Origin of the sequence: Erwinia sp. JUb26, from assembly GCF_003751505.1 — a bacterium.
Classification (GTDB): domain Bacteria; phylum Pseudomonadota; class Gammaproteobacteria; order Enterobacterales; family Enterobacteriaceae; genus Erwinia.
Genome location: NZ_RJVB01000001.1, coordinates 626,115 through 651,312, shown reverse-complemented (window position 1 = coordinate 651,312; position 25,198 = coordinate 626,115). Strand labels below are relative to the sequence as shown.

Annotated in this window: 21 protein-coding genes; 11 read left to right on the top strand and 10 right to left on the bottom strand. The window is 47.1% G+C overall.

Annotated features, from left to right (window positions below):
• Positions 1 to 142: 142 nt before the first annotated feature.
• Positions 143 to 1,693, top strand: coding sequence for an amidase (locus EC836_RS03075; RefSeq protein WP_123329997.1), 1,551 nt, complete (start codon positions 143 to 145; stop codon positions 1,691 to 1,693).
• Positions 1,694 to 1,923: 230 nt separating this feature from the next.
• Here the strand turns inward: EC836_RS03075 and EC836_RS03070 are convergent, their stop codons facing one another.
• From EC836_RS03070 to EC836_RS03040, 7 genes are all read right to left on the bottom strand, one after another.
• The gene (locus tag EC836_RS03070) at positions 1,924 to 3,270 is read right to left on the bottom strand and encodes a carbohydrate porin (RefSeq protein WP_370346452.1); all 1,347 of its coding nucleotides are present in this window, start codon (positions 3,268 to 3,270) and stop codon (positions 1,924 to 1,926) included.
• A 96-nt stretch (positions 3,271 to 3,366) separates the two neighbouring features.
• Positions 3,367 to 4,560: a lactonase family protein gene (locus EC836_RS03065; protein WP_123330746.1), complete on the bottom strand. Its 1,194-nt coding sequence runs from the start codon at positions 4,558 to 4,560 to the stop codon at positions 3,367 to 3,369.
• Between the two features lie 11 nt (positions 4,561 to 4,571).
• Positions 4,572 to 5,690: a xylose isomerase gene (locus tag EC836_RS03060; RefSeq protein ID WP_123329994.1), complete on the bottom strand. Its 1,119-nt coding sequence runs from the start codon at positions 5,688 to 5,690 to the stop codon at positions 4,572 to 4,574.
• Positions 5,691 to 5,700: 10 nt separating this feature from the next.
• Positions 5,701 to 6,153, bottom strand: coding sequence for a DUF6379 domain-containing protein (locus EC836_RS03055; RefSeq protein WP_123329992.1), 453 nt, complete (start codon positions 6,151 to 6,153; stop codon positions 5,701 to 5,703).
• Between the two features lie 23 nt (positions 6,154 to 6,176).
• Entirely contained in the window at positions 6,177 to 7,469 is a 1,293-nt protein-coding gene (locus EC836_RS03050) for an MFS transporter (protein ID WP_123329990.1), read from the bottom strand.
• A gap of 333 nt (positions 7,470 to 7,802) precedes the next feature.
• On the bottom strand, positions 7,803 to 8,966 hold the full coding sequence (locus tag EC836_RS03045; RefSeq protein ID WP_233599090.1) for an ROK family transcriptional regulator: 1,164 nt from the start codon (positions 8,964 to 8,966) through the stop codon (positions 7,803 to 7,805).
• Between the two features lie 182 nt (positions 8,967 to 9,148).
• The gene (locus EC836_RS03040) at positions 9,149 to 10,819 is read right to left on the bottom strand and encodes a GMC oxidoreductase (protein ID WP_123329987.1); all 1,671 of its coding nucleotides are present in this window, start codon (positions 10,817 to 10,819) and stop codon (positions 9,149 to 9,151) included.
• 248 nt (positions 10,820 to 11,067) lie between these two features.
• Here EC836_RS03040 and glk point away from each other — a divergent pair, with 248 nt between their 5' ends.
• The 6 genes from glk (at position 11,068) to EC836_RS03010 (ending at position 17,797) form a co-directional block, all read left to right on the top strand.
• Positions 11,068 to 12,027, top strand: a complete 960-nt coding sequence (glk, locus tag EC836_RS03035; RefSeq protein WP_123330745.1) for a glucokinase — start codon at positions 11,068 to 11,070, stop codon at positions 12,025 to 12,027.
• A gap of 122 nt (positions 12,028 to 12,149) precedes the next feature.
• Entirely contained in the window at positions 12,150 to 13,307 is a 1,158-nt protein-coding gene (locus tag EC836_RS03030; RefSeq protein ID WP_123329986.1) for a Gfo/Idh/MocA family protein, read from the top strand.
• Positions 13,308 to 13,366: 59 nt separating this feature from the next.
• On the top strand, positions 13,367 to 14,074 hold the full coding sequence (locus EC836_RS03025; RefSeq protein WP_123330743.1) for a DUF554 domain-containing protein: 708 nt from the start codon (positions 13,367 to 13,369) through the stop codon (positions 14,072 to 14,074).
• Between the two features lie 241 nt (positions 14,075 to 14,315).
• Positions 14,316 to 15,653, top strand: a complete 1,338-nt coding sequence (locus EC836_RS03020; RefSeq protein ID WP_123329985.1) for an MFS transporter — start codon at positions 14,316 to 14,318, stop codon at positions 15,651 to 15,653.
• 21 nt (positions 15,654 to 15,674) lie between these two features.
• Positions 15,675 to 16,646: a PDR/VanB family oxidoreductase gene (locus EC836_RS03015; protein ID WP_123329983.1), complete on the top strand. Its 972-nt coding sequence runs from the start codon at positions 15,675 to 15,677 to the stop codon at positions 16,644 to 16,646.
• 11 nt (positions 16,647 to 16,657) lie between these two features.
• Positions 16,658 to 17,797 carry an aromatic ring-hydroxylating dioxygenase subunit alpha gene (locus EC836_RS03010; protein WP_199734996.1) on the top strand — a complete coding sequence of 380 codons (1,140 nt, stop codon included), beginning with the start codon at positions 16,658 to 16,660 and terminating at the stop codon, positions 17,795 to 17,797.
• A gap of 63 nt (positions 17,798 to 17,860) precedes the next feature.
• On the opposite strand, the gene EC836_RS03005 is transcribed toward EC836_RS03010, so the two are convergent.
• On the bottom strand, positions 17,861 to 19,078 hold the full coding sequence (locus EC836_RS03005) for a LysR family transcriptional regulator (RefSeq protein WP_123329982.1): 1,218 nt from the start codon (positions 19,076 to 19,078) through the stop codon (positions 17,861 to 17,863).
• A gap of 130 nt (positions 19,079 to 19,208) precedes the next feature.
• Here EC836_RS03005 and galB point away from each other — a divergent pair, with 130 nt between their 5' ends.
• Genes galB through EC836_RS02985 form a run of 4 tightly spaced genes read left to right on the top strand, consistent with a single transcriptional unit; the run spans position 19,209 to position 22,658 of the window.
• Positions 19,209 to 19,946: a 4-oxalmesaconate hydratase gene (galB, locus tag EC836_RS03000; protein WP_123329981.1), complete on the top strand. Its 738-nt coding sequence runs from the start codon at positions 19,209 to 19,211 to the stop codon at positions 19,944 to 19,946.
• Positions 19,943 to 20,665 carry a 4-carboxy-4-hydroxy-2-oxoadipate aldolase/oxaloacetate decarboxylase gene (locus tag EC836_RS02995; RefSeq protein ID WP_123329979.1) on the top strand — a complete coding sequence of 241 codons (723 nt, stop codon included), beginning with the start codon at positions 19,943 to 19,945 and terminating at the stop codon, positions 20,663 to 20,665. The genes galB and EC836_RS02995 overlap by 4 nt, the downstream gene beginning before the upstream one ends.
• Positions 20,662 to 21,759, top strand: a complete 1,098-nt coding sequence (locus tag EC836_RS02990; protein ID WP_123329977.1) for a 4-oxalomesaconate tautomerase — start codon at positions 20,662 to 20,664, stop codon at positions 21,757 to 21,759. Before EC836_RS02995 ends, EC836_RS02990 begins: the two co-directional genes overlap by 4 nt.
• Entirely contained in the window at positions 21,756 to 22,658 is a 903-nt protein-coding gene (locus tag EC836_RS02985) for an NAD(P)-dependent oxidoreductase (RefSeq protein ID WP_199734995.1), read from the top strand. Before EC836_RS02990 ends, EC836_RS02985 begins: the two co-directional genes overlap by 4 nt.
• 91 nt (positions 22,659 to 22,749) lie before the next feature.
• Here EC836_RS02985 and EC836_RS02980 read toward each other — a convergent pair whose 3' ends face one another.
• Together EC836_RS02980 and EC836_RS02975 are read right to left on the bottom strand one after the other, a co-directional pair.
• The gene (locus EC836_RS02980; protein WP_123329976.1) at positions 22,750 to 23,853 is read right to left on the bottom strand and encodes a porin; all 1,104 of its coding nucleotides are present in this window, start codon (positions 23,851 to 23,853) and stop codon (positions 22,750 to 22,752) included.
• Positions 23,854 to 23,864: 11 nt separating this feature from the next.
• The gene (locus EC836_RS02975; protein WP_123329974.1) at positions 23,865 to 25,175 is read right to left on the bottom strand and encodes a beta-propeller fold lactonase family protein; all 1,311 of its coding nucleotides are present in this window, start codon (positions 25,173 to 25,175) and stop codon (positions 23,865 to 23,867) included.
• Positions 25,176 to 25,198 lie beyond the last annotated feature (23 nt).

The following is a 25,198-nucleotide window of genomic DNA, read 5'->3' as shown; positions in this document are numbered from 1 at the left end:
GAGCGCTTATTTTTAGTGCAAACAATATTAGAAAAAATTATCAAAAATCACATCAAGGTCATTTCATACTCGCTATTTAGCTGTGCATCTTGGCACAAAAATTGCTTCACTCCTGAGATGCTACTATTCTTTAGGATGCAAAATGTTTAAAAAAAATTTATTGATTTCTGTCATTTCTCTTGTTTTTTCAGGGGCTTCACTTGCGTCAACGATAAGTAATGCACAAATTACCAGAATGAACCTGTCGGAATTACGTAGTGCGCTGGATAAAAAAGATATTACTTCAGAGCAGATTGTCAGTGCATATATGGCTGCGATTGATAAAGACAATCATCATGGTAAAAAAATCAATGCATTGATAACACTGAATACTGATGCACTGTCACAGGCAAAAGCGTGGGATGAAGCTAATCATGGAGGTAAGGCAAACGCACCTCTTGCTGGTATTCCTTTCATCGTCAAAGATAACTACGATACGAAAGGTATTCTTACCACAGGAGGAAACCTTACCCTTGAGACCAACAAACCAGCCAGGAATTCTTTTGTCGTACAGAAATTACTAAACGAAGGGGCAATTCTTATTGGTAAAGCCAATATGTCAGAACTGGCAGCATCCTATGGGTGGATGGGGTACAGCTCAGTCGGTGGGCAAACAGTAAATCCCTATAATCCTCTCCGTGATACATCCGGTTCGAGTAGTGGTTCTGCAGCAGCAGTTGCTGCCGGATTTGCCCCTTTTGCTCTGGGCACAGACACCAGTGGTTCAATTCGTGGGCCAGCCAGTGTTACCGGAACGGTTGGCCTTAGACCCACACTCGGATTAACCAGTCGTTCCGGGGTTATTCCACTCTCTCTGACATCGGATGATGTAGGGGCAATTACCCGTACAGTCAGTGATCAGGCTATTGTGCTGGATGCTATTCGCGGAATTGATCCGAGTGATAAAGCCACTGAGTTTGTGGAGCACCCAGTAGATAAATTCAGCCACTCTGTTGCTTCCGGCAGTCTTAAAGGGAAAAAATTTGCTGTACTGGATAACTTTGACGGAGGAAATCCAGATATAGACCGTATTAAAAATGAAGCGGTAAATCAGCTAATACACGACGGTGCATCAGTTACGCATATACGCCTGCCTGCGGAGTTTGAGAACCTCTGGAGCCTTGTTTTAGGGCCGGTAGGCACAGCAGAATTCCGTCCTCAGTTTGATGCTTATCTTACTACGCTGGGTAATGGTCAGCCTAAAAATAGTACTGAATTTTTATCTGTACTTAATAAATTGACCGATAATGGTAAAAAAACAATCAATCCGGGGCGTTATAAAGGGCTTATTGATAGTATTGAAACGATAACAACCGATTCACCTGAATATATCGGGATTCTTACACAAAGAATTCCACACCTTCGCAGTGAATTGTTAAAAATAGTGCAAGAGGGTGATTATGATGCCATCATTTTCCCAACGATGAGCTGCCCTGCCTCTGTGATTCACGGTAAAAGTGATAAAGATTATATCTGCAAATCTTCTGACAGCTATGCAGCTTCATATATCGCCTCTTCAACTGGATTCCCTGAGATTTCAGTTCCGGCCGGGAAAGCTATAGGAAATGTCCCTGTTGGTTTTTCCTTTATGGGGAAAGCAGGAGACGATCTGAAAATTATGCAGTTTGCTTATCAGTTTGAGAAAAATAATTGAGAGATAATCATCTCAATAGTTATACAGGCTACTTGTGATGAGTAGCCTTGATGTGCTCTCTATTGAGAGACACAGAAACGATAGCCACCTGCCCACCCTGCTCTTTCAGACTTAATCACAATAAAGGTGATATTTTTAACTTTGGAACTGAAAAACCCCATGCACGTTTCATTGCACGGGGTTTCTTTTTTAGAAAAATATAATAATTAAATTACGCAACTATTTAGCCTTCAGAAACGGACCGCAGTTTTAAGACCGACAACGACGGCATCCTGCGTTTCCTTGATTGCGCCAGGATGAATCCAATACTGAATATCAGGCTGAATATCTAACCAGGGGACCGGTCGGAAACGGTAATACAGATCAAGCTGAATGGAATGGCCAACGACCGGCGTGTAGCCCGGGTCGCTATAATCACTGATGCCATTTAAGGTGTTTTGTAAACGCTGCGCTCTTGCCTGATATTTACTCATGTCCAGATAACTTACGCCTAATCCTATCCAGTCGTTAGGTAAAGCATCAAACAGTCCTCTGTACCGCGCTGAAAGTGACGCAGCCACATGGAATGGATCGGTTCGCTGATCGCCTAATGCAAAACCACCGGCTAAACTCATCCCCCTGTTCAGAGCATCATGAGAACGCGTGATTTGCTGGTTGAATCCTGCCCACATAAACCAGGTGTTATTATGGCTCCTGGTTTCGTCTCCCGGGGCCGTATAAAGTTCATATTGGTCCGCATTGTTATACATCACCCCCAAATTGTATAAACCGGGTAGCCCGTTGACTTGGGTTTTGTACTGAGCTTCAACAGGTATCAGGACCCCTTTGCTTCCATGTGTAGAGAATGACCATGTACGGCCACGTTGTGTAGAAAGGTTATTCTTTTCCAGTACACCGGTTTTAAGCGTCAGTTCGGGGGTCACATCATAGGCAAAGGTTGTTCCCCATGTGTGAATATTCCATGTATCCCAGCTTCGTGCATATGATGACTTACCGCCACAAAGTGACAGCGTCTGGAAATCACAGGGGGCGATCTGGTCAAATGTTTGCTGATAATTCATCTGACCCACACGCCAGTGAAGGCGACGATCGTCAAAACTACGGCTGAAAGACAGGTATCCCAGACGTGTTATCGACCCGCCACCCCACACCTCCTGATTAAGGTCATTAAAGTAAGCGCGTGAATCCTGTACACGTTGGGTTGTTAAATTATTATCGTGGTTACGGTTGGTAATCAAACCTTCGATTTTAGCATCAGGAATACCGGTATAGCGTTCAAGGTCCTGTTCAAAAATGAAAACGACCTGATCAACGTAGGCAAGGTGATTGTCATGATTATATCCGCCGGCAACATTCGTCGCTGATTCACTGGTATAAACCAATCCAAAGTTAAACCCTTTTTCGGATAATCCAGATCTGATTCCAGCAGCATCGCCTAACATACCAGAGCTATTAGGTTCAAACCCAATAACAGAACCATCCCAGGTCGTTTGTTTTCCATCCTGTGCAAAAATTGAATGTGAACAGAGAGCACTTACGGCCACAGCCAATAAGAGTGCTTTGTTTTTATATTTCATTTTCATTCTCGCCTGTAGAGTAATGGATTTAGAGCGTGCATAAAAACCCCTCCTTTTTATTGCAAAAAGGAGGAGATTACTGCAGTTTATTAATATTTAAAGTGTAATAATTTCAATAAATGCAGGATTAGGCACATTGTAACTTGACTGATACTTTAAACTGCCATCTTCACTATCAACCAGGTAGGACTTAATGCTGTTATCTGAACGATCGGCCACAATTAAAAAGTCACCATCAGGCGAAAATGTGAAACTGCGTGCGGCGAGACCCGGATGAATTGATTTGGCCAGTTCAACATGACCTAGTCGTAATAACTTCCCTTCAGTTGTCACGCTAAACCATGAAAGAGAATCCTCACCCCGGTTGTTTAAATAAATGAAACGTCCGTTCGGGTGAACCCTTATTTCAGCGGGCTCATTCAACTCGCCGAAGGTATCAGAAACAGTCTGGATTTTATCCAGAAGCTCTAGCTGTCCCGTAGCGGAATCAAAGTTCATTGACGCCAGCTCAGATGAAATTTCGCACGTCAAATACACACGACTACCACCCGCGAATTCAAGATGACGCGGTGCCGTTTCAGGTGGAAACGGGTAACTGTGCACCCGTTCAAGGTTAGCGCCTACGGCATAGACATGAATACAGTCAGTTCCCTTGTCACAGACCAGAAGGAAGGTGCCATCCGGTGAAAAGACAGCACTGTGTGCATGCGGGCTGGCTTGCGCGTGGCCACCGGCTTGTGGTGACCGGTTAGGGTCGGTACCGTGTCCCTGAAGCACGATCACATCACTAATGCCGCCGATTTTTCCATCATCGTCCAACGAGTACAAAATAACAGTGGAATCATCATAAACATACTCCGATACCCATTTGCCATTTTTATGTACCACCTTCTCAACATGTTCAAAGTCACCATGATTTGCACACGCGAGACGGCGATTTTTACTGTCAAGGTTGAGATAGGTTGGACGAGGCCCCGGTGCCAAATGACTGTCGATTTTAGTCAGCACACCGGATTGACGGTCCACTCGAAATGCCACAACGCTTGCAGGTGGCTCTACGGGCCCTCTCCCATCATTTTTACGTTCATCAACGGAATAAAGCGTGTATGTTTTAGGATCAAACGACAGATAACCCGCAAGCTTAGGTGCTGTCGTACGGCTGACCGGTAAAAAAACTTCGCCATCACCCGTAACTTCTACAGCGAAAATTCCCCCGGGATCGTGTTCATCTCCATAAGTGCCAACGTAGGCGATGGTTTTTCTCTGGGTTGAGTGATGCTTCTGGCTCATATTTTTCTCACTCACGCTGAAATTAAACGCGTTAACATTTCCTGATGGCGACGAACCTGTTCGATCTCACTCATCATGTTTTCACGGCCACGGTCATGAAAATACCGCTGGCCTTCATACTCTGAATTCAGGTATCCCTGGAATCCGGCCTCTTTGAGCGCTGCAATTGGAGAAGCATAGTCAATAGAGATGTCCTGATACCGATCGGTAGTACCTGGAATTAAGGACATATTATAAAATTTAGCGTGAATATGCGTAATATGCTCGCTGATATCTTTCAGAGTATTCGCCGACGTTTGCGATAGCATTAATCCCTCGGCAGCAACGGTGTAGTCGATATCCTGTGGCGATTTAACCGCCTGTTCAGTCATCTCCTTGATTGCAGCAAAGCAAGGGCGGAATTCATCCGTGCAAACACCTGTTTTAACGTAGCGATTAAATTCCGAGCGCACGTTTCCTGCCGTGTGCCGCGCCATATCGACAACCTTGAAGGGGGCATCATTACGCTGGATCAGTTCGGCAAGTTTAACTGCGACTTCCGTTGCTTCTTGCTGAGCTCCACGGCGGATAAACCAATCAAGCATAACTTCAGAAGGCCGGGTTCCGAAAATGCCAAAGTCTGGGACTACGCCTAAATGGCGGGTGTGGTTTTTTTCGCAAAACTCAATGATCTCGTTAACGTTTTGACCTTCGAGAGGCATTGGCTGATGAATTTCACGACCAATTCGAATGTCGAGTGCTTCCGCGAGAGGCAGCGCCTTAATCATTATTTCGACAGGTACGACAGAAAGAACTCTCACAATTGAAAAACCGAGGCTGTGAGCAAGTTTAATGTCACTACGTAAGCGCTCTGCACATTCGTCATAGCTCATAACATGAGTACGGAACTGCAGGACATCCATGCCGGCATCCAGTGCAACGGGTTGTAGCTCATTGCGGTCGATTAAATCATACCACTTTTGCATAAACGCTTTGCCTGGCGCAGGATATTGCAAAGACATCTCATCGATGACTTCAATACCCCTTGCGCCATTAAGATTATTGGCAACTTCTTCAATTTGAGAATCCAAATTAGTTTCGCCAAAAAATTGGGACTGCTGATAGCTATATAAAGATACACCGCGTTTCATTGATATTTCCTCAGGCCAGTTCAAGGTCGTAGCTGACAATCTGCGGGGCTTTGTCGGATCCCGCACCGCTGCCAGGAACTGGCGGTGTTTTTACCCACTCTTCATCTGTTGGCAAATAGCCATATGCTGCCAATACCGACTGCTGGAATCGGACGGTGTGGCTCCCCGCATCAAGCCCCCCCGGATAAGCGACGTGGAGGATCCCTTCATCTCCATAGTCCCAGTGTTCATAAACCGCATTAGCAATTTCACCGAAATCACGCGGCGGTTTGCCATTGATTTCGAACGTTTGTAATTCACGTCCAAACTCCTGGCCATCGACCGAGATGAAGTAGCCGTTATGCAGTGAAAGGAAAACTCCCCGATAGTTGGCATTTCTTACCGCTAATTTGAAGCCAATTACCTTACCGTCAACCGTTTCATTTTTCAGGCTACCGGGTCGGATCAAAAAATTATCAAACATAACTACTCCTATACCGCAATACGCTATTTGAAATATCCGGTCAGCCCGGCTGCATTTCGTTTAAAGCCGACAAGCCAGACGATGGATGTGACGACGGCAATACCGATCGGTACGATCCACAATTGAGTCCAGGCAAGTGGGTTGTCTACCTGATTGCTGGCAACAATGCCGCCAAAAATATTTCCTGATACAACAGCACCAATACCTGAGCCCACGCCTGAAATGGCAATGATTAGCCAGCTCTGTGCCTGAGCCTTCATCTCTTTTGGGGTGATTTTGTCGATATACATAGCACTGAGAACAATAAAGAAGTCATTGCAGATACCATGTAATGCAATTCCAACTATCGCCCACTCTTTATCACTATGAGCGGCAACAATAAAGATAATGAATCGGACTCCCCACATCCCCATACCAATTAACAGGCCAAACTTCATGCCGATCTTCATCAACACAAATGGGACAAGTGCAATAAAGATCACCTCAGTAACCTGCCCTATAGCAAGAACGGCGGCGATATTTTCAATTTTAAGGGCGCCCAGGTAAGCGGAGGCAAAGGAGTTATAAAAACCCAAAGAGATGGATGTCATCACGGCACACAGCATCAGCACCGAAAAATTTCGCATTTTAAATAATGGGAAGGAGTGAACCCCAACAATGTCCCCCCAGTTAAGACGCGCATTTTTCTTCGTTGGAGGAGTTTTAGGGAGTGTCAGTGCATATAGGCCCATCACCACACTTGCGCCGCCTGCCAGCGTGAAAATATGGGGTGAAGCAGACAGCCCCAGCACGCCTACAGTGATACCCGCCAGAACCCAGGCAAGAGTGGCAAAGATGCGCAGGAATGGGAAAAGTTTTTGATGTTCACCGAGATGTTCAAAGCAGACTGTATTCGCTAATCCCAGGGTTGGCTGGAAGCAGAGCATGTACAGAAAAATCAGCACCAGCACCCATTCAGAATGGCCGCCCAGCACCATTGAAGGGAGTGCGAACTGAATGGCCGCACCTATAAAGCTGGCAATCGCCAACAATTTTTCGGCAGAAATGAACCGATCGCCAAGCGCTCCTACGAATGCGGGTGAAAACAGTGCAGCCACTGCGCTCAGGGCATAGGCAAATCCAACGATACCAGACAGGTTGTTAGTGATTAGCACCAGGCCCAGAGTTGAGAACCATGATCCAAACACGACGAACTGAATGAACATCAGCAGCCCCAGGCGTATGAATACAGGCTTTACATCGTAATTTAAGGTATTTGTTGTCATTTTATTTCCATCAGAAGTGCCTGACGCTTGGCCCGCCACTGGGTTACTCATTAAGAGTCTCTCCACGAAGGTGTTGAACTACATTAGGGGGAAATCGGGCAAAGGCTGCCCCGCCATACAGCATGAATAATTACAGAGAAAGGATTCAGTCATCAACGCGTCTTTGTGAAAAATGTGATCTAATCGTTTAAATTATGAATTTATATCCAGATCATACCGCAAAAACAATTCATATCATGAATGATTGGTTAATCTTAATTCGAGTTGATTTGATAGGCTTGACAAGGGGGTGTTCAGGCCGTGTGGGTAACCTGATATGGAAGGATTATGACAGAAGGTGACACGGCTAAAGAGCTACGCGTGTCACACGGGAATGGCCGGACTTCACATTGCTGTAGGAAAAGCCGATTGAGCAGAACCGCTTTGAGTCATCCATAATGGCAGGTCGCTGATACCCTGCCCTGAGATTGATAGCAGCGAAGCAATGCCCCCCAGAAGCACAGCATCTTTAGTCAGGATACCAGGAACAAACTGAATACCCGGTGATACGTTATCCAGATTATTTTCTTCGGTGGCCACGCGCAGACTATCTTTAATAAACTGCCATGCGCTCCCCAGCTCTCCCCCGATGGCAATTATGCCCGGAGCGACGATCTTAGCGGTATTTGCCAGAGCCTGACCGATATGATGGCCGGCTTCATACAGAACGCGCTGGCAGGCGGCGTCACCATTATGGGCGCTTTTTATCACTTCAGTCAGGGATGATTTTGCGTTCTCGGACCCCTCAAGAATGCGGAGAATGGCGCGCTCTGATACCAGCGTCGTCAGGCAACCGCGAGAGCCGCAGAAACAGACTGGCCCTCCTTTATCGATGACCAAATGCCCCAGCTCTCCCGCCATGCCGTTGCTTCCGTTATGCACTTTGCCATCGATGATCAACCCGCTCCCAATTTGTCTTGAACAGGAAAGATAAAGGAAACAATCAACGCCCCTACCGGCCCCCCATGTCCATTCGGCATAAGTGGCAAGATTGGCGTCGTTATCCACAAATACATCCACCTTCAGCAATGATTCAAGTCTTTCCTTAATGGCAATGTCTTTCCAGCCAGGAAGCCGTCCTGAAGACCAAACCGCAATAGTGCCTGTTTTTTTATCGACGGGTGCCTGAATAGAAACAGAAATACCCGCAACCGAACCCACTGAAACGCCTGCTTGTTTGGCCAATTGCTCAATGAACAGCACGAGTGATTCGGGGGTACTTTGTTGGCCAAGAAGATTCTCGGGATAAACAAGCAGATCGTGACGTACTTGTTCCTCAAAACTGAAAACGGCGCCCTGAATGTAATCGGCTCCGACCATGACAGACATCATCACGCCTTTGGTCGAAATCAAGGTAACAAGTGCTTCTCGGCCATTTATCCATTCAAAATCCGCGACTCCCTCTTTACGAAGCAACTGAATAACGTTGTTCACCGTAGCGGGTGACAGACCGGTTTTGCGGGCAATTGAGGCCTGGGAGGTGGGGCCTTCATTTCGCAGCAAATCCATTACGAGACCTACGCTTACGTTACGTAAGACCCTTTTGCTTGTTGTCATGAAGTCACCACTTGGAAAAATTTAGGGAAATGAGGGAAAAACGCATCTTACCGTTCAGAATTTGAATAATCAACCTGAGTTCCCTGCGGTTGTAAAGTGGCTGCGATCGTATAAACCGCAGCCTTATGAGAGGGTTATTTAAACTTGCCTTCGGCGTGGCCCCTGGCAATATATTCACAGGCGCGTACTGTGACGGCCATAATTGTCAACGTCGCTCCGGATACGCCGCCTGACGGGAAACTGCTGCCGTCAGTGACAAACAGATTAGGTACATCCCAAGACTGATTATAACGGTTAAGTACAGAGGTTTTAGGGTCATCACCCATGCGCGCCCCACCCGTCTCATGGATTGCTGCGCCCATACACATGCTTTTGCGAAAGTTCAAACGAAACAACAATCTGCTGAACCAGTCTGCATCAGGAAACGCCCCACGACCAAATTCTTCCACTCCTAAATACGAACCGCAGAACTCCAGTTCAAAGCCAGCATTCACCAACATGTCTTTAATTGCTTCAGTTTGAGCTTTTAATAATCTTTTCTCGTTGTCGTGCATATAACAGGAAATATGCGGTACCGGAATACCATAGGAATCCTTCTTTTTAGGATTCAGAGTGATGGTATTGTCCGCATAAGGGAGCATTTCCCCGAAGCCCATAATCCCAAATTTTGCATCTTTATCGTCACGTGCGTACAGGCGGCCAATTGTCCCCTGGAAAGCGTAACCCCGAACGAACTGGTTATTGCTGACCTTATCCAGATTTTCAAAGCGTGGAATGTAAACACCGCCTGTTACACCGTAGAAAGGATCCACTGGATGAGTATCATCGCCCTCAAAACCTTTTTTCCCCGGGATAGTACCGAAAATCATACTTGGCACCTGATCCATAAAATACTTTCCTAAGGTACCAGAGCTGTTGCCAAGACCATTCGGATGCTGTTGAGTCGCTGAATTCAGGAGTAATCGCACTGACTCAATGGTTGAGCCACACAGCACAACGATACTGGCCTGCAGCGTACCGACTTCCCTGGTTTCACGATCAATATATTCGACACCCGTCGCTTTACCCGTACTCACATCAACCCGTATCTTTCTAACCACCGCATTTGTTCGGATCGTTAAGAGACCGGTCTCCTGCGCGGCGATAATAGGCTGCGGAATACGTTTAATATTGGGTGGCATATAACGCCATGGAATGGGCTTTCGATCGCTCCAGCGTTCCTGAGTTTTCGCTTTAAAAAGAGCCTCTGCTGAGGTGAGTTTTGAATTTCCCATAAACTGACCATCAGGCACGTTCGCCAGAGACTCTTTAGTGCCATAGATACCCAAAAATTTTTCAACTTTATCGTAGTAAGGTGCCAGCTCGTTGTAAGAAAGTGGCCAGTCCTGCCCCTTGCCATCACGGCTGGCTGCTTTGAAGTCATAATCAGACCATCTAAGCAGCATACGCCCATAGGTGTGCAGACGACCACCAAGCTGCTTGCCACGGATCCATAGAAAAGGTTTATCCGCAGGCGTCGTATAAGGGTTTTCCCTGTCGTTAACGAAAAGATGGCGCTGCTGGCGGCCATACATCGCCACTTTAGACTGAATATGTTGACCAGTAACGGCTGCTTTAGCACGAGCCCAGAGCTGTATGCCCTTTTCTTTCGGCCCCTTAAAGTTCGGATTAAAATCTTCCGTCGAGATATTTCGGCCAGCCTCAACCAGCACCACCTTCAAACCTTTTTCGGTTAATTCTTTAGCGGCAAAACTACCTGCGGCCCCGGAGCCAATGACTAGCGCGTCGTAGTGAATGTTTTCCATCAAATCCTTCCGGCATCAATTTTTTATAGAATATTCAATTAGTGAATGGTTAGAGCAGTAACAGGCCATATCTTTATCACATTTTACCGAACGTTTTGTGAGATCACACGCACAAATGTATAAATAATATTTTTATTGAACGATTATGCCGGTTGTTGTAGAAAGAAGGTTCACTATTTGAATAATTACATACTTTTGATGGCTGAACGTTGATTATTTTAATCAATCTTCAGCAGTTGGAGCTGATGATGCCTGCTTATGCTTTGATTGGAGATATCGGTGGAACAAACGCACGCCTCGCCGTGTGTAATCTTGAAACAGGGAAAATTTCAAATGCTCAGCGATTTCTCACCTGTGATTATCCCTCTCTCGAAACGGTAATTGCTCGTTTCCTACACGAAACACCGCTGAAACTTCAGTATGCCTGCCTGGCAATCGCCTCTCCCGTTCAAGGCGAATGGATAAGCATGACCAATAACAGTTGGTCATTCTCTCCCGCTGCGATCAAAAAGCAGTTCGCCTTTGAGCAACTGGAAATCATCAACGATTTCACCGCGGTCTCAATGTCTATTCCGTCATTAAGCGAAGAATGTGTGATCAAACTGGGAGGCGGTGAAGGTGAACGCGACCAGCCCATTGCAGTTTATGGCGCCGGTACGGGGTTAGGGGTTTCCTGCCTCATTGAACGCAATGGCTGGATGGTCATTCCTGGCGAGGGTGGCCATGTTGATTTCGCCGCTACGACAGATGAAGAAGAGATCATTTGCAGCATTATGCGTTCACGGCTGGGCCACCTCTCAGCAGAAAAACTCCTGTCAGGCCAGGGGTTGGTCAATATTTATCAGGCAGTTGTGTTAGCCGATAAGCGCCAACCAGAAGCGCTTTCTCCCGCTGAGGTTACCGCTCGTGCCCTTAGCAACAGCTGTAAGGATTGTTCCAAAACTCTTACGTTCTTTTGTACGGCTATGGGCCATTTTGGTGGCAATCTTGCGTTGACCTACGGTGCGGCCGGTGGTGTTTATATTGCCGGTGGAATTGTACCCAAAATAAAAGATTTCTTCCTTAATTCTGGTTTCCGCAGTGCATTCGAAGACAAAGGGCGTTTCGGAAAATGGTTAAAACACGTCCCTGTCTATCTCATTATTCATGACTCACCGGGTTTGACCGGCGCGGCCGCATGGCTTCAACAACTACGTATTCCCCATTAACAACGGCTGGTGCTGGCTTAACGTCAGTGCTCGTACCCCTGACTGAACGGCGGATCTGGGTTCTAAAGCGCCACAGACCCATATCTCCTCCACAAGATTGAAATTTAATAACGGAGAAAACAATGATCAAGGTTGGCATAGTCGGTGCCGGATTTATCGGTCCAGCCCATATTGAGGCTATACGTCGTTTAGGCGTAGCTGAAGTTATCGCGATTGCGGCCCATACTCAGGAACTGGCCGAAAAAAAAGCGAAAGAGCTTAATATCCCTCATGCTTACAGCAATGTAGATGATTTATTGAATAATCCGGATATCCAGGTTGTACATAACTGCACGCCTAATAATGTCCACGCAGAGATTAATAAAAAAATCATCCGTGCAGGAAAACATGTATTTTCTGAAAAACCTTTATGTATGACGCTGGATGAGGCGCGTGAGCTATCAGATTTGGTTAAAGATAGCGATCTGGTGCACGGCGTGAGCTTTGTTTATCGCAAATTCAGCATGGTTCAGCAGTCAGCCGCAATGGTTGCTGATGGTGATATTGGCCGCGTTTTTCTGGTTCACGGCGGATACTTTCAGGACTGGATGATGCTGGAGACCGATTATAACTGGCGAGTGGAGCCAGAGCATGGTGGGAAGTCCCGTGCTTTTGCTGATATTGGCTCACACTGGTGTGATACCGTCCAGTATACCACGGGTAAAAAGATTACTCGTGTATTTGCCGATCTCTCAATTGTATGGTCTGAACGTAAAGCTATTCATGGAAATGCCGCGACTTTTTCCACTGAGAATAATGCAGAGGCCACCTATGACCTCAAAAGCGTGAAAACGGAAGACTTTGGTTTCATCATGGTGATGTTTGAAGATGGTTCTCGCGGTTCCTTTACGGTTTCACAGGTCAGTGCCGGCCGCAAAAATCAACTGTTAATTGTGATTAACGGCAGTAAAATGTCACTGTCATGGGATCAGGAAACACCTCAGCAACTGTGGTTAGGTCATCGTGACAAGCCCAATCAACTGCTTACTGATGACCCGTCGCTGCTTAAGAAAAACATTGCGGCATCGGCGAATTATCCTGGAGGCCACATCGAAGGCTGGCCGGATGCATTTAAAAATATGATGCAGGAATATTATTCTTATATTGCCTCGGGAAAACGTATACAGGATGAGAAACCTGGGTTTGCGACCTTCTTTGATGGCGCCAATGTCATGGCTATCATTGATGCTGTGATTGAAAGTAACGAACGTAATTGTTGGGTTGACGTCCAGGAAATATAAAGTCCTTCAGGCAAACCTCATTGAGGTTTGCTTTTATACGCCTCCACTGGGAAAAAAATGTGATAACAGGTCCTTATGTTAATAGCCTTGGCATCATTCTGGGTAGCCTAATCGGCTTTATACTGGCTCGTGCCGTTCCTAAACGTTTGCATGACAGCATGCCCATGATTTTTGGTCTTTGTTCAATGTCGATGGCAGTGATTTTGATATTGAAATTCTCAACACTACCAGTGATTATTTTATCCTGTATTATTGGGACGTTAATTGGAGAATTGATATACGTAGAGCGAGGGATTAATACAGCAGCTGCCAAAATGCGTAGTGTTGCCCAGTGGCTTGCTCCTGGAAGGCAAGAATCTGTAAGTCAAAAAGAGTTTCTCGAAGTATTCGTTGCATTGATTGTACTGTTTTGTGCCAGCGGAACAGGAATTGTAGGTGCCCTGAATGAGGGTATGAATGGTGATACTTCTGTGCTTTATACTAAATCTGCAATGGATTTTTTTGCCGCACTTCTGTTCTCAACCCGTCTTGGCTACGTTGTCGCCTTCATTGCCGTCCCGCAGTTAATCATTCAGCTCAGCCTCGCATATGCTGCGATTTTAATTCTTCCTTTAACGAGCGAACTTATGCGCAATGATTTTTATGCTGTGGGTGGTATGTTAATGATGGCAACCGGACTGAGGATTTGTGGCATTAAAATATTCCCTATTGCTAATATGCTTCCTGCATTAGTCATCGTCATGCCTTTATCCGCACTATGGAATTGATGAGGAAGATTAATCCTCAGCGATAATTTATTGTAATCCCCACCCGGACGGCCCGCTCTGGCAGTCCGTTTTCTATAAAAAGCATTCCACCTGAGAAATTCAGATGCTTTCGATCACAGAATAACTAAAACTCATATCTTTTATACAACTATTGAATCTCCCCTTTCTGCTTTTTTTTGTACTTTGAAATTAGCGGCGGTTTTCGCTGCACCTACACCCTCATAAAAAAGAGAATCCATCTATGAACGAGAATCCGATAGATGTTCGCGACTGGATTGATCAGCAAAAAATCAGTCGCTATCAATATTATGTCCTGTTTCTTGGCTTCATGATTATCTTCATTGACGGCTACGATACCGCCGTAATGGGATTCATCATCCCGACACTCAATCAGCAATGGCAGTTGACGCCCGGACATGCAGGTATGATCCTGGGGTCAGCAATGTTTGGCGTTGCTCTGGGTGCCATCGCAGCCGGCAACCTGGCCGACCGATTTGGTCGGAAAACAATTTTGCTTTCGGCCATGGCGCTGGTCAGCATAATGAGCCTGACAGGCGCATTTGCTGAAACGCCTGCGCAGCTTGCAGCATTCCGTTTTTTAGCGGGTTTAGGCTTAGGCGCAGTAATGCCTGTCTGTGTAACCCTGGTTGCTGAGTTTATTCCCACACGCCGCAAAAGCACCGTGTTAACCGCCATGTACAGTGGCTTTAGCCTGGGGTCTGGGGGGGCCGGGCTGCTTGCGGCCTGGATGCTGCAACATCACTCATGGGGAAGTTTATTGCTTATTGGCGGCATCATCCCTGCCGTCATCCTTCTGGTCTTAATGATGACCATGAACGAATCACCGATGTATCTATGGCGACGCGCTACCGATCGCAAAAAACTTTGCAATGTCCTTAATCTTATCGGAGGTCATTTCGACATCTCCCGGTTCGCTGTGCGCGAATATCCGTTATTCAGCCAAAAAAGTACTTTCGGCGCGCTGTTTTCGAAAGGCTATAGCAAAAAGACAGTGGTGCTTTGGCTCACCTATCTTTTTGGTTTATTCACGATTTATTTGTTAAACGGATGGATGCCTAATTCGCTGAATAAAGGCGGCTTCTCCTTAGCAGAAACGGCGTGGGTTGCATCAGGTTTTCAGCTGGGTGGCATATTGGGTTGTCTCGTGATCGGCTATTTGATGGACAAAATATCAGCGGCCAAAATGGTATCACTATTCTATCTGGTTGGAGCCACCTTTCTTTTTGCCGCGTTCGTCCTCGATAAGCAGTTCATTACGTTGCTGGTGCTCATTTTCCTCTCTGGCATTTTTATCAATGGTGCTCAGACCGGTATGCAATCTATCGCGCCGGCAACCTACCCGACGGCATTCCGCGCAACGGGCGTGAGTTGCATGCACGGTATTGGGCGAGTTGGCGCGATCGCCAGTTCAACGTTGGGCGGCGTGCTGCTGTACACCTTTCCGGGGGAAGGCAGCCTTTACTGCTTCCTCGCTACCTCAGCTTTAATCGCATCTATGCTCATCATCAATCTCAACACAGCGATTCAGCCATTAGCTGAACGACAGATTTCAAAGTAGTTTTTCAATGGGAGTAATGTTATGGCTTTTCAGACGATAAATGTCACCGTCTCATCGGTCAAAGCAGTGACAACAGATGTTCGTGAAGTCCGGTTATCGTCCAGTGAAGGTCAGCTGCTGCCGGAATATGGGCCAGGTGCGCATACTATGCTTTTTCTACGTGATGATGATGGCACCCTGCTGGTGCGCCATTATTCGTTAATTGGCGGAGATACGCAGGATGATCCCCGCAACGTATGGCGCATTGCCGTTAAACGTGAACAGTACGGCCAAACATCTAACTATATTCATACTCAACTGCAACCGGGTATGAGTGTGCAGGTGTCAGTTCCAGTAAACGCCTTCCCGCTTGAACGCAACAATGCCCCAACGCTGTTGATTGCCGGTGGTATAGGTATTACACCAATTTTATCAATGCTGCGTAGTCTGACTAAGCGCAGTAAGCCGGTACGGATGATTTACTGCGGTTTAAATGACCAGAACATGGCCTATCACAATGAAGTACGGACGTTAACCAATAGTAAGGCCGAGTTTCTTTATTCTGAGCAACAACAGCGTCTGCACTTCAGTCAACTGTTTAACGAAATTTCATCAGATACCCACATCTATATCTGTGGTCCCCTGCCAATGATTGAATCCTGTATCACCGCAGCAAAGCAGTTCAACTGGCCATTACAGCAACTGCACTACGAGTTGTTCCTGGCAAATAATCCTCTGCGTGACGGCTTTGATGTGTATCTACAAAAATCGCGTAAAACCGTCCATGTCCACGGCAACACATCGATTCTTGACGCCCTGAATAATGCCAACATTGATGTCTTATGGGATTGTCGCCGGGGTGAATGTGGGGTTTGTGCACAGCACGTCATTGATGCTGATGGGCCTATTGTCCATCGTGACGTTTGCCTTGATGACGATGACAAAAATAAAAGCGCATCGGTTTGCATCTGCGTGTCCCGCCTTAAGGGAAAAAAAATCACACTTGACCTGTAAGTGAGGAAAGCATGAGCAATACATTTGATATGAATTACGAACACCCGCGTATTCCGCTTAACGATAATGTCTTAGCGAACAGTGGTTTTGCCGACCAAAACACGCCGCTGGTAAAAAATTGCTGGTATGTTGCAGCCCTGTCGCATGAGGTCACGCGCGAGATTTTTAGCCGTCGTTTTCTTGGCATTGAGGTGGCGCTTTATCGCACCAATGCAGGAGAACCCGTTGCCATGCGTAACCGTTGCCCCCATCGCTCATTTCCTCTGGCGAAAGGTACGTTGCATGACGATAACCTGCGGTGCGGCTATCACGGTATGGAGTTTGCCCCCTCAGGCCGTTGCGTCAACCTTCCTTCGATGATCAATGTGCCAACCAATGCGGCGGTGCGTACTTATGACATTATTGAACGTGGACCACTGCTGTGGATATGGATGGGCGATCCCGATCTCGCCGACCCAAATCTCATTCCTGAGACGCCCTGGTTAGAGAGTGACGAGTGGAAAACCGTTAACGATCAGTTCCATATGAAATCTGATTATGTGTCGATGCATGAAAATTTACTCGATCAAACGCATTTTCCGTTTCTACATCCGGGTGCGATTGGCACACCTGAATATGCACGTTCTAAACTTGAGGCGCGAATCGAGGATAACAAAGTGATTATTGAGCGTCAGCTGCTGAACTCTCCGCCACCAGGTGTCTACGCCGAACCAACCAAATTAGGCGGTATTCCGGTCAATCGTTTCTCCACCGCGATGTTTGTTTCGCCTGCGATGCATATCGCGTTTGCGCGTATCGTTGATATCACCAGGCATCACGGCAGCGAAGAAACCTATCGTTTTAATATTTCACACATTTTCACTCCAGAAACCAATGGTAGTATTCATTACTGGTGGTTCTGCTCACGTAACTTCGATCTGCAAAATAAAGAGACGGATAAACATCTTTACGAATCCTCGCAAAAAGCCTATACCGAAGACGTCGATGCTCTCGAATGGATTCTTGACGTCGTCAATAGCGATCCTGAAAAGCAGTTTGACCTCAATTTCGCGCCAGACCGTCCCGGGCTGATGATGCGACGCATCCTGAACGACCTTGCACTTAGCGAAAGTGGCTTTGACCCAAAACAAGTCATCATGATGGCGCGATAACACGGCGTTGAAAATCCCGTCATGGTCTCACCTGACGGGAATGCCGCAGACTTCATTAATTTGTCAGAACATGTTCTTAATTGTATTTATCAACGCCTGTGCGGCTGGAGAATGGAGTGACCCTTGTCTGAAAATAAGGCCTATTTCGCGGCGGGTATCCTGCAGGCTGTAATTCAACGGTTGCAGTATATCGTTCTCTAATTCCCAGGCAAGCTGCTGCGAGGAGACAATCGCGATCATCTCCGTACGCAGCAGCAACCCCCTGACTATCGCCAGGTCCCCGCTTTCAACGACCGGTTTCAGTGCGTCCTGCCCCCGCTCGGCAAACGCTTTGTCCAGCAAACGCCGTGCTGGCGTCTTGCTGCGAGGCAAAATCCATTGGGCATTTGCAAAATCTTCCGGCCGCAGGGTTTTATTCAGTAAGGGATGCTGTGGCCCAACCAACATGACCAGTTCCTCTGAAAAAAGTGGAATGTTTTCAGTGTCAAAGAAATCTTCCCCCTTACGTAGCGCTCCGACAATGAAATCGATATCTCCCGAACGCAGCTCAGTGATCAACACGCTAAAAGCACTTTCGTTAGTAAAAATTTTTATTCCTGGATACTGCCCCACCAGTTGAGCAATCGCCTCAGGCAACAGACTGGTGCGGCTCAACGGCAACGCGCCGATGTTCACGGTTCCAGTCAGTACGCCCTGGCGTGCCGCAATATCTTCTTTAATATGGCTTATTTCGTTAATTGCGCGGCTAACTGCGGGGGCGATTTCTCGACCCGCGGCAGTCGGCATCAAACCGCGAGGCGTTCGCTGGAAAAGAGAGATGCTGGCCCCTTTTTCCAGTACTTTTAACGACGCACTTATCGCGGGTTGACTGACTCCCATCGCGTGCGCTGCGGTTATCGTGTGGTGAAAACGATGCAAAGCTACGAAGACTTCCAGCCTTCGCAAGTTGAACAACCAAATAGGTTCGGCATCCTCGCGCCGCTCGTTGCCGCGCGGTTTTAATTTTTCCAGTAACTTTGGGATCTGCCGTAGCTCATCTAATGCTTTCTGAGCGCGTGGCAGTATACATTTACCAAAATCGGTAACGATCATACCCGAGGCGTGGCGTTCAAAAAGCGTTACCCCAATTGTCTCCTCAAGCTCGCGAACGGAACGTGTTACGGCTGACTGTGTGCGAAATAAATTGTTCGCAGCTTCAGAAACGGTTCCGTATTTTGCGATCATGCAAAATGACCGTAATTGCATGATTTTTATAGAACCATCAGTTTCTTCAAACGTCATGATCAAAGCGCTCCAGAGTGAGGGCAAGTTCACAACATAATTAAAATGCATGGCTTAAGCAACGAAAGGAATTTTTCGCAGCTGTTTTTCAGGTGCACGATGCACCTAAACACAACAGCAGGTGAATTCAATGGAAAATAACCCGAAAAAAAGCGCACTGGTGGTCAGTGCACATTCAGCTGATTTTGTCTGGCGTGCCGGTGGCGCTATCGCGCTTCACGCTTCACGCGGCTATGACGTGCATGTTGTTTGTCTCAGCTTCGGCGAGCGTGGCGAATCAGCTAAACTCTGGCGTAAAGGCAACATGACGGAAGAAACGGTGAAACAGCATCGCCGTGCGGAAGCGCAGTCTGCAGCAGAGATCCTCGGTGCGAGCATTGAGTTTTTTGATCTGGGAGACTACCCGCTGCGCGCGGACAAAGAGACATTGTTTCGTCTGGCCGACGTGTTCCGAAAAATTCAACCCCACTTCGTGCTTACCCATTCCGTTGCGGATCCCTACAACTACGACCATCCATTGGCCGCTAACCTAACTCAGGAAGCGCGAATCATCGCTCAGGCGGAGGGATATCGTCCGGGCGAGCCGATTATTGGTGCCCCGCCGGTCTATAGTTTTGAACCGCACCAGCCGGAGCAGTGCAACTGGAAGCCTGATGTGCTGCTGGACATTACATCGGTATGGGATAAGAAATATGCTGCGATTCAGTGTATGGCCGGTCAGGAGCATCTTTGGGAATATTACACCCGTGTGGCACTGCAACGTGGCGTACAGGCAAAGCGCAATGTCGGGATTACCTCTGTTCGTGCAATCAGCCACGGTGAAGGCTACCAGAGCTTGTTCCCACGGGTAACGGAGGATTTGTCATGAACCATCTGAACCAGAAAGGCATCGTCGTACGTAATGTCGATCGTGCTGCCGCAGAGTTAGTGTCTCGCTTTGCCGCATATGGCGTCGCGACGGTACATGAAGCGCAACAGCGTCAGGGTCTGTTAGACCGTCGGATCCGCCCTATTCAGCAAGCCAAATCGATTTCTGGTAGTGCGGTGACTGTTTTGTTGACGCCTGGCGACAACTGGATGTTTCACGTTGCGGTCGAACAGTGCCAGCCCGGTGACGTGCTTGTGGTTGCCCCCACTTCTGAGTGCCATGACGGCTTCTTTGGCGATCTTCTTGCGACGTCACTGAAAGCCCGTGGCGTCGTGGCTCTGATTGGTGACATTGGCATCCGCGACAGTCAGACGCTGCGCGATATGAACTTCCCGGTCTGGTCGCGAGCAGTTTATGCGCAGGGAACCGTGAAGGAAACGCTGGGTTCGGTAAACGTACCACTGCTGTGCGCCGGTCAGCTGGTTTACCCGGGAGACATTGTGGTCGCCGACGATGACGGTGTGGTTATCGTTCCGCGTGCCCATGCAGAGAGTATCAACATAGCAGCACAAAAACGTGTGGATATTGAAGAGAACAAGCGCCAGCGACTCGCAGAGGGTGAACTGGGGCTGGATATTTATCAGATGCGATCGACGCTGCTGCGAAAAGGCCTGCGCTATGTTGATTCGCTGGAAGACCTTGAAAAAGGCTCATTATGAAACAAACGCTAATCCCCTGCATTCAGATGCGCGGTGGCACTTCAAAAGCTGCCTGTTTCCTTGCGAGCGATCTTCCTGCAGATAGTGCATTGAGGGATCGGGTATTACTGGCGGCAATCGGTTCTCCTGATATCCGCCAGATTGATGGTATTGGCGGAGCCGATCCCCTGACCAGTAAGGTCGCTATCATTTCCCGCTCGACCCGGTCCGATGCAGATGTCGATTACCTTTTTGCTCAGGTGAATGTTGATAAAGCGATCGTGGATTACGGACAAAACTGCGGCAATGTCCTCGCAGCAGTCGCCCCGTTTGCCATTGAAAAAGGTCTGGTTTCAGCCCAGGGCTCGCGTTCATACGTGCGTATTTACATGGTCAACACCCATCAAATCGCCGAAGCGGAACTCTCCACCCCGGATGGGATGGTTGAGTATGAGGGTGATACGCGGATTGACGGCGTGCCGGGCTGTGGCGCAGAGCAGATACTGACATTTAGCGATATTGCGGGATCAAGCTGTGGCTCACTATTTCCGACCGGACAGCCACGAGATCGGTTCGACGGCGTTGATACGACCTGCATCGATAATGGTATGCCCGTTGTGTTGATTCGCGCTTCAGATCTTGAACGTACCGGGCTTGAAACGAGAGAGCAGCTCGACCATGACGATGAGTTAAAAGCACGCCTGGAGTCTATTCGCATACAGGCCGGTAAAAGCATGAACCTTGGCGACGTTACGCACAGAACAGTGCCAAAAATGACACTGATTGCCGCACCAATGCACGGAGGTGCAGTAACAACGCGTACCTTTATTCCGCATCGTTGTCACGCCTCAATTGGAGTATTGGGTGCCGTCAGTGTTGCAACGGCATGCCTGATTGCTGGGGCTGTCACTCAGGGTGTCGCGATCGTAGCTGAGGGGGATAAACAACGAATTGTGGTTGAGCATCCTACCGGTGAGTATAGCGTAATGCTGGAGCGCGATCGGGAAGGTAACATCATCCGTAGCGGTTTGATACGCACCGCCCGCCTGCTTTTTACAGGTCAGGTCGCCGTGCCCGGTTCCCTTTGGGCTGGTCCCCTTAAGGAGAATAAATGATGCAAATTACCATTATTGGTTTCGGTGAAGCTGGCCGTATTTACGCTGAGGAACTAACGCGTCGGGGCGTGCAAGTTTCCATTTGGGACAAAAAATTTCTGAGCGCAGAAGCTGATAAACTGCGGCTTCTGGCTCGGGAAATGAATGTTTCCGTCGCCCCCAGTTTTCGCACCGCACTGGAAGGCACATCGCTGATACTTTCGCTGGTTACCGCAAACAACGCGCTGTCAGTCGCCCAGGAAGCTGCACGGTTAATGAAAAGCGGACAAATTCTGCTGGATTTTAACTCGGTGGCACCTGGCACCAAACGTGATGCGGCAGCGATGATAGCTGCCGGCAACGGTCGCTATCTTGATGTTGCTGTTATGGCACCTGTACCACCCAAACGCCTGGCTACCCCATTACTATTAGCCGGTGATGATGCAGTGGAAGTTGCACAGCAGTTAACGGTGCTTGGCTGTCAGGCAACGGCGGTCAGCGGTAAAGTGGGTGATGTATCGGCGATAAAAATGTGCCGCAGCGTGATGATTAAAGGCCTGGAAGCACTTACCGTTGAGTGTCTGAGTGCTGCGCAGCAGTACGGTGTGCATGATGCCGTACTGGCGTCACTGCATGCCAGTTTCCCCTCAACAGGCTGGGATGCCGGGCAGGCGGATTACCTGATCAGTCGGGTTGCGGAGCACGGCTTACGTCGTGCCGAAGAAATGACGGAGGTTGTGAGAACACTCAATGATGCGGGAGTAGCGGGAGAGATGAGTAAAGCGACGGGCTTAATTCAGGCGTCTTTGCCTGCTTTACTTGCGCAGCAACAGATTGTTTATTCAGACCTGCTACCGTTTGACTGGAAAGAAACATTCAACCAGATACATCAGGTCAGATCGTCAATCTCAACCCGCTAAGCATTTTTACACACTGATGATTTCAGTAAATGAGTACTGAGTTTGAAGTAGTGAGGATCAACGACACCTCACTACTTTTTCTCATTTTTACTCAGAAATAGTAGCTCATATTTAGAGCAGTCATATTATCGTTCCCGTTCAAGCCTCCAACCTGCGTGACATAGTCTGAACTTTCATCCAGCAAGTTAATATAGTAATCAACATACACTCTGAAATTTGGATTGAAATTATAACTTACACCCAGTTCAATATAGTGCGCGAGGTCACTTTCCCCGCCCTTAAAAGATCCTTCGGGCGACAGATCATAGCCTCGAGTATGGAACCAACCTATTGAAGGCCTGAATCCTGATTTAAAAACGTACTGTGCTAATGCTTCAATGCTTCGTGTTTTATTAGCAACTCCCGCCTTCCCCGTCGATCCCGTGCGGGTCGTGTTTGAAGTTTCAGAATAAAGTGTTGCCAGATAAACACTGTTAGCATCATATTTTGCACCAACAGCCCATGACTCAGCATTATTTCCTTTACCATCAGCCCGCTGTTCACTGGTTCTTGCTGAGTTACTGTAGGCAGCAATAACTTTCATCCCTTCAATAACGTCATACCCTAAAGAATAACCTATCCCATTTCCGTTGTCGGTATAGATATCGTTGGATTCATTCTTAGCTTGAAACTGTACCCCCACACTCAACCTATCTGAAATCCCCAAAAGCTCACTGCTTCTGAACGTCAGAACACCTTCAGATCTGCTATTCATGAAATTTCTATTAACGCTCCCCGTCCACGTCATGGCTGACCACGATGGGGCCATATCAGTCAAAGAACCGACATCATATAAAATCCCATTGTTGTAACCATAATCAACCGATCCAATTCTCTGGTATTTCAAACCAGCAAAAGCCAATCTCGTCTCCGTAGTTTGAGTCTCATCTTCTGCCGCATTGGTGTAAGCGCGATATTCCCACTGGCCAAATCCGGTCAGTTTATGACTAATTTGCGTCTGGCCTCTAAATCCTATTGAGCCAAAACCTGCTTCTTTTCGGGTATGACTGGTATCTTCCTTATAAATTTCTTTTGCGATCAATTTTCCGTACAGATCAACAATATTTCCATCTTTATTATAGATAACAGCAGAAAAAGAGATCGACGGTATTAACAAAACGAGTGATGGAACCCATGAAAAATAGTGTGTTTTCATAGTCGGCCCCATCAATACATTGAAGCAAATGAAACGAACGCTGGCTGTTGAATCGTTACATCTCCACTCATACTCAGATTGCCATTAGTTTCGTTAACAGAATAAATCTTAAGCTTGTTTTCAGGACGATCGGCTACAATCAGCTGTTTAGCATCCGGAGATAAAGCGAAACTCCGTGCGGCAACGCCAGGATGGAGCGATCTGGCTAAAGGTACGGACCCCTTCCATTCAAGTTTGCCATTTGGCTGAATACCAAACCAGCTAATATCATCGCTACCGCGATTATTGACATAAACAAATTTATGATTGGGATGAAGTCGAATTTCAGCGGGTTCATTATCGCCTTTATAACCTGGTGGAACCGCTGACACGTTATCGACAAGCGTTATCCCTCCATCTTTCGGGTCAAAATTCATCGACGCGACCTGATTTGAAAGTTCCAGATCTAAATAGAATCTCTTATTGCCAGAAAAAACGAGGTGCCGTGGAGCGGACACGTTAGGAAACTTATAGCTGTTTATTAACTTTAGTTTATCTCCAATCGCGTAAACTAAAACCTCATCTGTTCCCTTGTTACACACTAAAAGATATTTTCCGTCTGGGGATACCACGGAACTGTGTGCATGTGAACTGGCTTGAGCATGGCCAGCCAGCTGTTTTGATTGATTAGGATCCTGCCCGTGTCCTTTTAATACGATGAGATCTTTTATTGTATCGAGTTCACCACTCGATTTTAAGTTGTACATTATAACGGTGGCATCATCATAATCGTAACTCGATTGCCACTTACCATCTTTGAAAGTGACTTTTTCGATATGTTCAAACCCGCCATGATTAGCGGTAAACAACCGATTTCTTTCAGTATCAAGGCTTAAATATGTTGGGTTGGGACCGGGGGCTTCCAGTGAATTCAATGCCTCTAATCTACCGCTGCTTTTATCTATACTAAATGAATAGACTTTGGCTGGTGGCGATACGGGGCCCCTACCATCATTTTTTCTTTCATCTACCGAGTAAAGGGTTAATGTTTTTTGATTAACGATTTGATAGCCAGCTTGTGTGGGTTCATTTAAATGCTGAATCTGAATTAACTTCTTTCCATCAGTTGACAGCTCGAAAGCATAAATCCCACCAGTGCTTTTTTCACCAGAATATGACCCCACATAAACAATTGTTTTTTTTACGCCGGTCACAGATTCAGGTTTTTCCGCAGCTATGGCACCCGTTACAAAAACCGGTGTATAACTTAAAGATGCTAATAATACCGTGGTGATGAAAGTCTTATTAAAACGTTTATTTTTCAGAGGTATTATGATTTTCATTGACTAATCCTTATAAAACATCC